The sequence below is a fragment of the Syntrophorhabdales bacterium genome (assembly GCA_035541455.1).
In the GTDB taxonomy this organism is placed as follows: Bacteria; Desulfobacterota; Syntrophorhabdia; order Syntrophorhabdales; family WCHB1-27; genus JADGQN01.
On sequence record DATKNH010000151.1, the window covers coordinates 1 to 7,734 of the forward strand.

The following is a 7,734-nucleotide window of genomic DNA, read 5'->3' on the forward strand; positions in this document are numbered from 1 at the left end:
AATGGTGAGGCAGCAGGTTAATCACAGCATCGATCATTGCCATCATATATTCATATTTTTTCTTGTGAGTCCACACATTCTGCGCGGACAGCCAACCAATCCACGTCGCCCGGGAAAGAGAAACGTGTAGTTAGCTGTTAGCTGTAGGCTGATCTCGAAGGCTATTTATTAAGATACCTGAAGGTATACAGTTGAAGGCAAGTCGGTGGGCATTGACATGCATATGGGATTATATTATAACCTATGAGGTGCGGGAATAACTCAGCGGTAGAGTGCAACCTTGCCAAGGTTGAAGTCGCGGGTTCAAATCCCGTTTCCCGCTCCAAAACTGAAAAAAGAGCTGGAGCGTTTGTCCGCTCCGGCAGACGAAAGGCGGGTCACTACTCTACCCGCACCATGTGGCGGCATAGCCAAGTGGTAAGGCAGCGGTCTGCAAAACCGTTATTCTCCGGTTCAAATCCGGATGCCGCCTTTATTCAACCACAAAATCCCAGGCAGTATCGTTGATCCAGAGACTGTAGTAGCCTCTTCCAAAGAGACTCTTGGGCTTTATCGAGTACAGAACGTCGCTCTTTTTGGCAATCTCCAGCTCAATATCCTTTCCAAATATGAAACGTGACTTGTGAAGAGCTGTCTCGCTGACAAACAGCATCGGGTTCAACGTCAGGTACTTCGTATCGTACTTTCCGTACACGATAAGCTGCTGTATCTCGGCGAGGGGAAAGCGTTGCGGGTTGTTGCTCTCTATAAAAAGTACGCCCTTCTCGTCAAACACTATGTTGGGCAGCAACCTCTTGAGCGCTTTGGGCGTTTTGATGTAGACACCATACTCTTTCGGCGTCACAATATCTTCCTTGGCGCACACAGCGGCCGTATAGAGCGTAACCATGAGCATCGCCATAACTGCTACAGCCATAAATCTATTCATTGCATATCTCCTTAGTGCCTTGAATGACATCCGGCCCGGGCATCCTACCCGAGCACCGTAAGATGTACCTTGCGCTCCCTGGGCCCATCGAATTCCATCAGGAAGATGCCCTGCCACGTGCCCAACCTCAGTTGCCCGCCGGAGAATGGGACAAGCAGGGAATGGCCGACCAAAGAAGATTTGATGTGGGCGTCGGCATTACCTTCTGCATGCTTGTAAGGGTGGTTCCGCGGCACAAGCCTGTTCAAGCCATCCATGATGTCACTGATTACCGCAGGGTCTGCATCTTCATTGATCAGAAGACCGCACGTCGTATGCGGTGTGAAGAGATAAAGGAGTGTCCCTTCCATGTTCTGGACGGCCCGGGCCACATCCTTTGTGATACTCTTCCCCTGAATTCTGGCGTCGGTTCTGACCTTGATTTCCACCACGCGTTAATTCTACTGCACCGGTATCCCGCATATCAAGTCCTTGAAAAATAACCTCCGCCACCGGTATACTATAGTCTGTGAAATTCGAACAGGGCTTGAAGAGGCTGGAGGAGATTGTAGGCATCCTCGACGAAGGGCAGGTGTCTCTGGACGCCGCTCTGGATCTTTTCAAAGAAGGTCTTCTCCTCACCAAAGACCTTTCCAAAAGACTGGACGAGATCGAAAAGAAGGTAGAGATCCTCATAAAAAAAGAAGACGGCACTATAGAAAAAAAACCTTTCCCGCAGGAAGAGTCTTAGTGGACATCCGAGTTTTTCTTGATGAGAAGCGGCTCCAGGTAGAGGAGTTCCTTCATACTATCTTTGCAGCCTTTGCCACGCCTCCCGACGTTCTCAGGAATGCCATGGAGCACAGCCTCTTCTCCGAGGGCAAAAGAATCAGGCCTATACTGGCGCTCGCCGCGTGCGATGCAAAAAAAGGAGAGGTAGCGTCAGTACTTCCGTTTGCCTGCGCCATAGAAATGATTCACACGTACTCGCTCATCCACGACGATCTCCCGTGCATAGACAATGATGACCTGCGACGGGGAAAACCTACGTGCCACAAGGTTTTTGGGGAAGCAATCGCCTTGCTGGCCGGGGATGCACTGCTGACCGAGGCCTTCAGGGTGATGACAGATCCCCGCTTCAGCGCGCATACGCCGCCGGCAATCGCAAGGCAAATGCTCAATGAAATCGCCCAGGCTGCCGGTGCAGAGGGGATGATCGCGGGGCAGGTCGTCGATGTGATGTACGACGGCAAAGAAGGGACCAAGGGTATCCTTGACTACATACACAGGAACAAAACCGCTGCACTGATTCGGGCGGCAGTGAGGGTCGGAGCCCTTGCGGCTCAAGTAACGGCACAGGAGCTGGAGCAGTTCACCAGATACGGTGCGTCTCTGGGTCTCGCATTCCAGGTCGGAGACGACCTGCTGGATGCCGAAGGCGACGAAAAGATTGTGGGCAAGAAGCTGAGAAAGGATGTCACCAAGCAGACCTATATACGCCATTACGGCATAGAACAGTCAAGAGCACGACTGGACGAGTTGATACACGAGGCCGTGGAGGCCGTGGCTTTCCTTGGCCCTGACGGGAAAGTGCTCACCGACTTGGCCCTCTACATCGGCAAGAGGTCTTCCTGATGCTTCTCGACAGAATAACATCTCCGGAAGATATACGGGAGCTCACCCTTCCCGAGTTGCAAACGCTTGCCGATGAAATGCGCCACGTGATCATTGAAACAGTTTCAAAGACGGGTGGCCACCTTTCGTCAAACCTGGGCGTGGTCGAGCTGACCCTGGCGCTGCATCATGTCTTTGAGACACCCGCGGCGCAGATCGTGTGGGATGTCGGTCATCAGTGTTATCCCCACAAGATTCTCACCGAACGAAAGGACAAGCTCTGGACAATCAGACAGAACGGGGGCTTGAGCGGTTTCCCCTGCAGAAGAGAAAGCTGTTACGATGTCTTCGATACAGGTCACGCAAGCAATTCTATTTCTGTGGCCGTGGGGCTGGCTGAGGCAGCGAAGAAACTGGGGCAGAACCAGAGCGTCATTGCAGTCATAGGAGATGGATCCCTTACGGGTGGCATGGCCTTCGAAGCCCTCAACCATGCAGGTCATCTCAAAACCGACGTTATCGTTATCCTGAACGATAACGAGATGTCGATTTCAAAGAACGTGGGTGCTCTTTCGGCGCATCTCAACCGCATCATGACGGGTGATTTCGTCAGCAGGGCCAGGGAAGAGATCAAGAGCAGGCTCAAGCAATGGCCTGGAATAGGTGACAGGGTCTATAAAGCGGCCCGTCAACTGGAAGAGGCAGTTAAGGGGCTGGTGACACCGGGCATACTTTTCGAAGAACTCGGCTTCACCTATGTCGGTCCTGTCGATGGACACAATTTAACCCACCTCCTGGAAACACTCAGGAACGTGAAGCGCCTCAAAGGACCCCGCCTGGTTCATGTGATCACTAAAAAAGGCAAGGGCTACCCGCCCGCAGAAGAAGATCCTGCGCGGTTCCACGGGGTATCAAAGTTTGACGTTGCAACAGGCGCCTCTATACAGAACGGAAAACCCACCTTCACAGACGCGTTCGGCGACGCGGTTATTCAACTGGCAGAACTCGACAGCAAGGTTGTGGCCGTAACAGCCGCCATGTGCCTCGGTACGGGCCTGGAGAAGTTTTCGCAGGTATTCCCCGATCGATTCTACGACATAGGGATCGCGGAACAGCACGGCGTCACATTTGCCGCCGGCTTGGCCTGTCGGGGCCTCAGGCCGTTTGTCGCCATATACTCGACTTTCCTGCAGAGGGCATATGACCAGGTCATTGAAGATGTCTGCCTTCAGGAACTCCCTGTGGTCTTCGCCCTGGACCGGAGCGGCCTGGTCGGGCAGGACGGCCCCACCCACAACGGGAGTTTCGATATCTCCTATCTCCGCCATATCCCCAATATGGTGGTAATGAGCCCCAAGGATGAGAACGAGCTGAAGCAGATGCTCTATTCCGCGTACCGCTACGGAAAACCGGCTGCCATCCGCTACCCCCGGGGAGAGGCGGTCGGCGTCCCAATAGCGCCCGCCTTTGCTGAAATCCCGATAGGAACATGGGAAGTCATGAAGGAAGGCTCAGACATTACGCTGATGTCGTGCGGGCCCGTGGTGTATGCCGCACTCGACGCCGCCTTTGACCTGGAAAAGGAGGGAATAAGCTGCGCGGTCGTAAATGGCAGATTCGCAAAGCCAATGGATCGCGAAGTGATAATCAACCTGGCAACGCATACCCGTAGGGTACTCACGATCGAGGAGAATACGATCATCGGCGGTTTCGGCAGCGGAGTTATGGAGGTCTTATCGGACGAGGGAGTACGCATACCGGTGAAGAGAATCGGCCTCCCCGACCGGTTCCTCGCCCATGGCACTCAAAAGATGCTGCGCGAACTCGTTGGTCTTGATCCAGAAGGCATAAAAAAGACCGTGAGGCTTTGGCTAAGCAGAGAATAGACACCCTCCTTACGCAAAAGGCACTTGTCGATTCGAGAGAAAAAGCCAAGATTCTTGTAATGGCAGGCGCCGTCTATGTTGAAGGCCAAAAAGCCCTCAAACCCGATCAACAGGTCGATGTGGACGCGCGTGTAGAGGTAAGGCCGGGAAGCCTGCCCTACGTTAGCTTTGGTGGGACAAAACTCAAACACGCATTCGACGCGTTCGGCCTGAACGCAAAGGGTATGGTAGCGCTTGACATCGGGTCATCGACCGGCGGCTTTTCAGACTACATGCTTCAGCAGGGAGCAGCGCGCATCTACGCGGTCGACGTTGGTGTTCATCAACTTCACGAGAAGGTGCGGAAGGACTCGCGGGTTGTCCTCCTGGAGGGTGTGAACGCCCGCTATCTGACGCCTTTACAGGTAGGAGAGCAGGTAGACATTATCACTGTAGATGTCTCCTTCATATCCCTGAAAAAGATACTCCCTCCCCTGGTCTCTCTGATGCGTCCAGGGGCTGTGATGGTTACGCTGGTCAAGCCGCAGTTCGAGGTAGGAAGATACCAGGTCGGCAAAGGAGGCATTGTCAAAGACCAGGAAAAGGTGCGCCGCGTCATTGAAGATATCAAGCAGTTCGGACAGGGCCTGGGTCTGCGACCGGTGCGCGCTGTTGAGGCGCCCAGAGAAAAAGAAAGGAAGAACAGGGAATACTTCATACAGTGGGAACTGTAAAAAGACCGCCGTCTGTCATTTACTTTACGAGCCTGATATTTAACGACCAAGCCTCCATGGCCGCTATCGAACAAGAGCTCGTCCGCACACTGGGCACCATCCGCGTCCGGTCCGCCGTAGAACCTTTTTCTCATTCAGATTACTATGAGAAAGAGATGGGACGGAATCTGAGTCGCTGTTTTCTTCTTTTCGCATCATTGGCTTCCCGCGAACAGCTTCCTGAGGTAAAATTACGAACCAACGAAATCGAGATGCACTACGCACAACAGGGTAAACGAACGGTCAATATCGATCCTGGATATATAGCCTTTGAGCACGTTGTGCTTGCCACGACAAAAGGGTATGCGCATCGCCTCTACCTGGGGCAGGGTATTTTCGGGGATTTGACGCTGATGTTCGAGAACGGCAGCTATCATGGCCTGCCATGGACGTATCCTGATTACCGGAGTGACGCTATCATTGCCCTCTGCAACGAGTGGAGAGACCATTACAAGGAGTTGCTGCGATGCCAAGAAGCATGACAGGATTTTCAAAAGTTGAAACAGAAACGGAAGGCGGTAAGTGCTCCGGGGAAGCGCGTTCTCTGAATAGTCGCTACCTCGAGGTCTCCCTCAGACTCCCTAAAAGCGCCTCGGTTTACGAGCAGCGCTTGCGGGAGTTGGCAAAGAAACAGGTCAAGAGAGGCAGGCTCGATGTCAGCATAAAATGGGAAAAAGCCGATGAGGGTTTTGCCTTGCCCTCGTTGAATGAGCAAGCTATCAAATGGTATATAGACGTGGCCCGCCACTTGAAGGAGGCATACAACCTCCGAGGGGAGTTGACGATCGAGGACATCCTGAATGCAAAAGACATAATCGTCTATGAGGAGATCAGCATACCCGAAAATGCACTATACAGCTGTTTTAATACATTGCTGACAAAGCTGAACGAGGAGCGGGAGCGCGAAGGCGAGCTTATAAGACAGGATCTTGCGGCGCGGCTCGAAACACTCCGAACTCTTCTTCTGGAGATTGAGGAGCGGTGGCCCCTGGTGATAAAAAAGCATGAGGAGATGCTCAAGGAAAGAGTGCAAAAGGCTATCCAGGCATCTTCGGTAGACGAGTCACGCGTACTCCAGGAGATTGCCATTTACATGGAGAAGGTTGACATCGCAGAAGAGATTTCACGGCTTAAGGGGCATCTGGCCCACTTTCGGCAGACGCTCGACGGGCGGGACGAAATGGGCCGCAAACTCGATTTCATCATACAGGAGATGGTGCGGGAATCGAATACCATAGGCAGCAAATCAAACGACTTCTATATCAGCGAGCGGGTGATTCAGATAAAAGTAGAGATAGAAAAAATGCGCGAACAGGTGCAGAATGTGGAATAATCATCGTTACGGTCTAAAAGGGCCTGTTACGAGTTACGGGTTACGAGTCGCAGACCAAGACCTCCTGCAAGGCGCTTTTGGTATGGTTTTAACGCGCAACCCGGAACAGGTTCTTGTCTTCAACTCGGAACGGGGCTGGTGCGATGCCACCGCATAAGGGGCATCTGATTGTGGTGTCAGGACCGTCAGGGGTGGGAAAGAGCACCCTGATCGAACGTATCCTTAAAGAGGAGAACAACATACTCTTTTCGGTGTCATACACCACCCGCAAAAAACGGCACAACGAGGTCCACGGCAAGGATTACTACTTCACCGATGAAGCTACTTTTCGACGCATGATCGACAAAAATGGCTTTCTCGAATGGGAACCCGTTCACGGCTATCTCTACGGAACGCCGATCAGGGAGATAGCCGATCCCATCGACAAAGGACATCACGTCATCCTGGATATCGACGTTAAAGGGGCCTTAAAAGTCAAAGAGAAGTGTGCGGCAGCGTGCCTTATCTTCGTGGAACCGCCTTCAGTGGAAGAACTCAAGAAACGCCTCTCATTGCGAGGAGAGAAAGAAATCGAAAAGAGGATGGAACGGGTGCAGGAAGAAATGGCGAAAAAGCCTCTCTTTACTTACGCAGTGAAAAATGATAATCTAGAGGCTGCTTACCAGCAGTTCCAATCGATCATTCGGTGCATAGGGGGACAGGAGCATGGCAAGAATAACTGTTGAAGATTGTATGGAGCACGTGGAAAACCGGTTCGAGCTCGTACATCTTGCAGCAAAAAGAACCAAACAACTGGTCAAGGGTGCCCGCCCTCTCGTCAAATCGACCAACAAGGAAGTAGTGACGGCTCTAAGAGAAATTGCCGCAGGCGAGATTTACTTCGAGAAAAAACAGATCCTGGAAGAAAAAGAGATCCCCTACCAGCTCTCCAACTTCTCGTTATAAAGAACTGTTACGAGTCACGGGTTCCGAGTTACGAGATGCAGGGTACAACAAGAACCCTTTCCGCAGACCCCTGCCGCAACACTACCACCGCCACGCGTCACCAACACGCGGATGACAGGTCGATTCTCAATGGATACTTAGGAGATATGGTAGTCACCACCCGAAACTATGCGCGTGATGGGTCGATTTTCGATGGATACCGAGGCGGCGAGGAGGAGCGGGCCGGAGGCGTAGTGGAGCTACGTCGAGGAATCCGCGACGACGCAGCTACGAAGGGAGGCGCGAAAGGCCCCATCA

At 52.6% G+C, this 7,734-nt stretch carries 11 protein-coding genes and 2 tRNA genes; 11 read left to right on the forward strand and 2 right to left on the reverse strand.

What is annotated here, in order from left to right; all coding sequences use genetic code 11:
• The first annotated feature begins 250 nt into the window (after window positions 1-250).
• Window positions 251-325: transfer RNA gene (locus VMT71_16155), tRNA-Gly, on the forward strand.
• Window positions 326-400: 75 nt separating this feature from the next.
• Window positions 401-472 (forward strand) — tRNA-Cys (locus VMT71_16160).
• Here VMT71_16160 and VMT71_16165 read toward each other — a convergent pair.
• Window positions 473-928: a hypothetical protein gene (locus tag VMT71_16165; protein ID HVN25505.1), complete on the reverse strand. Its 456-nt coding sequence runs from the start codon at window positions 926-928 to the stop codon at window positions 473-475.
• A 44-nt stretch (window positions 929-972) separates the two neighbouring features.
• The gene (locus tag VMT71_16170; protein HVN25506.1) at window positions 973-1,359 is read right to left on the reverse strand and encodes a secondary thiamine-phosphate synthase enzyme YjbQ; all 387 of its coding nucleotides are present in this window, start codon (window positions 1,357-1,359) and stop codon (window positions 973-975) included.
• Window positions 1,360-1,436: 77 nt separating this feature from the next.
• Between VMT71_16170 and xseB the strand changes: the two genes are divergently transcribed.
• The 9 genes from xseB to VMT71_16215 all read left to right on the forward strand — a co-directional run.
• A complete protein-coding gene (gene xseB / locus VMT71_16175) occupies window positions 1,437-1,658 on the forward strand; it encodes an exodeoxyribonuclease VII small subunit (protein ID HVN25507.1) in 222 nt (73 codons plus the stop codon).
• Window positions 1,658-2,542, forward strand: coding sequence for a farnesyl diphosphate synthase (locus VMT71_16180; protein HVN25508.1), 885 nt, complete (start codon window positions 1,658-1,660; stop codon window positions 2,540-2,542). The genes xseB and VMT71_16180 overlap by 1 nt, the downstream gene beginning before the upstream one ends.
• The gene (gene dxs / locus VMT71_16185) at window positions 2,542-4,407 is read left to right on the forward strand and encodes a 1-deoxy-D-xylulose-5-phosphate synthase (GenBank protein ID HVN25509.1); all 1,866 of its coding nucleotides are present in this window, start codon (window positions 2,542-2,544) and stop codon (window positions 4,405-4,407) included. Before VMT71_16180 ends, dxs begins: the two co-directional genes overlap by 1 nt.
• Window positions 4,389-5,120, forward strand: a complete 732-nt coding sequence (locus tag VMT71_16190; GenBank protein ID HVN25510.1) for a TlyA family RNA methyltransferase — start codon at window positions 4,389-4,391, stop codon at window positions 5,118-5,120. The genes dxs and VMT71_16190 overlap by 19 nt, the downstream gene beginning before the upstream one ends.
• Complete coding sequence (locus tag VMT71_16195; GenBank protein HVN25511.1) at window positions 5,108-5,641, forward strand: DUF4416 family protein; 534 nt, start codon at window positions 5,108-5,110, stop codon at window positions 5,639-5,641. The genes VMT71_16190 and VMT71_16195 overlap by 13 nt, the downstream gene beginning before the upstream one ends.
• Window positions 5,626-6,492 (forward strand): YicC/YloC family endoribonuclease, encoded by an 867-nt coding sequence (locus VMT71_16200; GenBank protein HVN25512.1) that lies wholly within the window; start codon window positions 5,626-5,628, stop codon window positions 6,490-6,492. The genes VMT71_16195 and VMT71_16200 overlap by 16 nt, the downstream gene beginning before the upstream one ends.
• Before the next feature lie 143 nt (window positions 6,493-6,635).
• Window positions 6,636-7,217 carry a guanylate kinase gene (gmk, locus tag VMT71_16205; GenBank protein HVN25513.1) on the forward strand — a complete coding sequence of 194 codons (582 nt, stop codon included), beginning with the start codon at window positions 6,636-6,638 and terminating at the stop codon, window positions 7,215-7,217.
• Window positions 7,198-7,437 carry a DNA-directed RNA polymerase subunit omega gene (rpoZ, locus tag VMT71_16210; protein HVN25514.1) on the forward strand — a complete coding sequence of 80 codons (240 nt, stop codon included), beginning with the start codon at window positions 7,198-7,200 and terminating at the stop codon, window positions 7,435-7,437. The genes gmk and rpoZ overlap by 20 nt, the downstream gene beginning before the upstream one ends.
• A 35-nt stretch (window positions 7,438-7,472) precedes the next feature.
• The coding region (locus VMT71_16215) for a hypothetical protein (GenBank protein ID HVN25515.1) at window positions 7,473-7,734 on the forward strand (262 nt) is incomplete at its 3' end.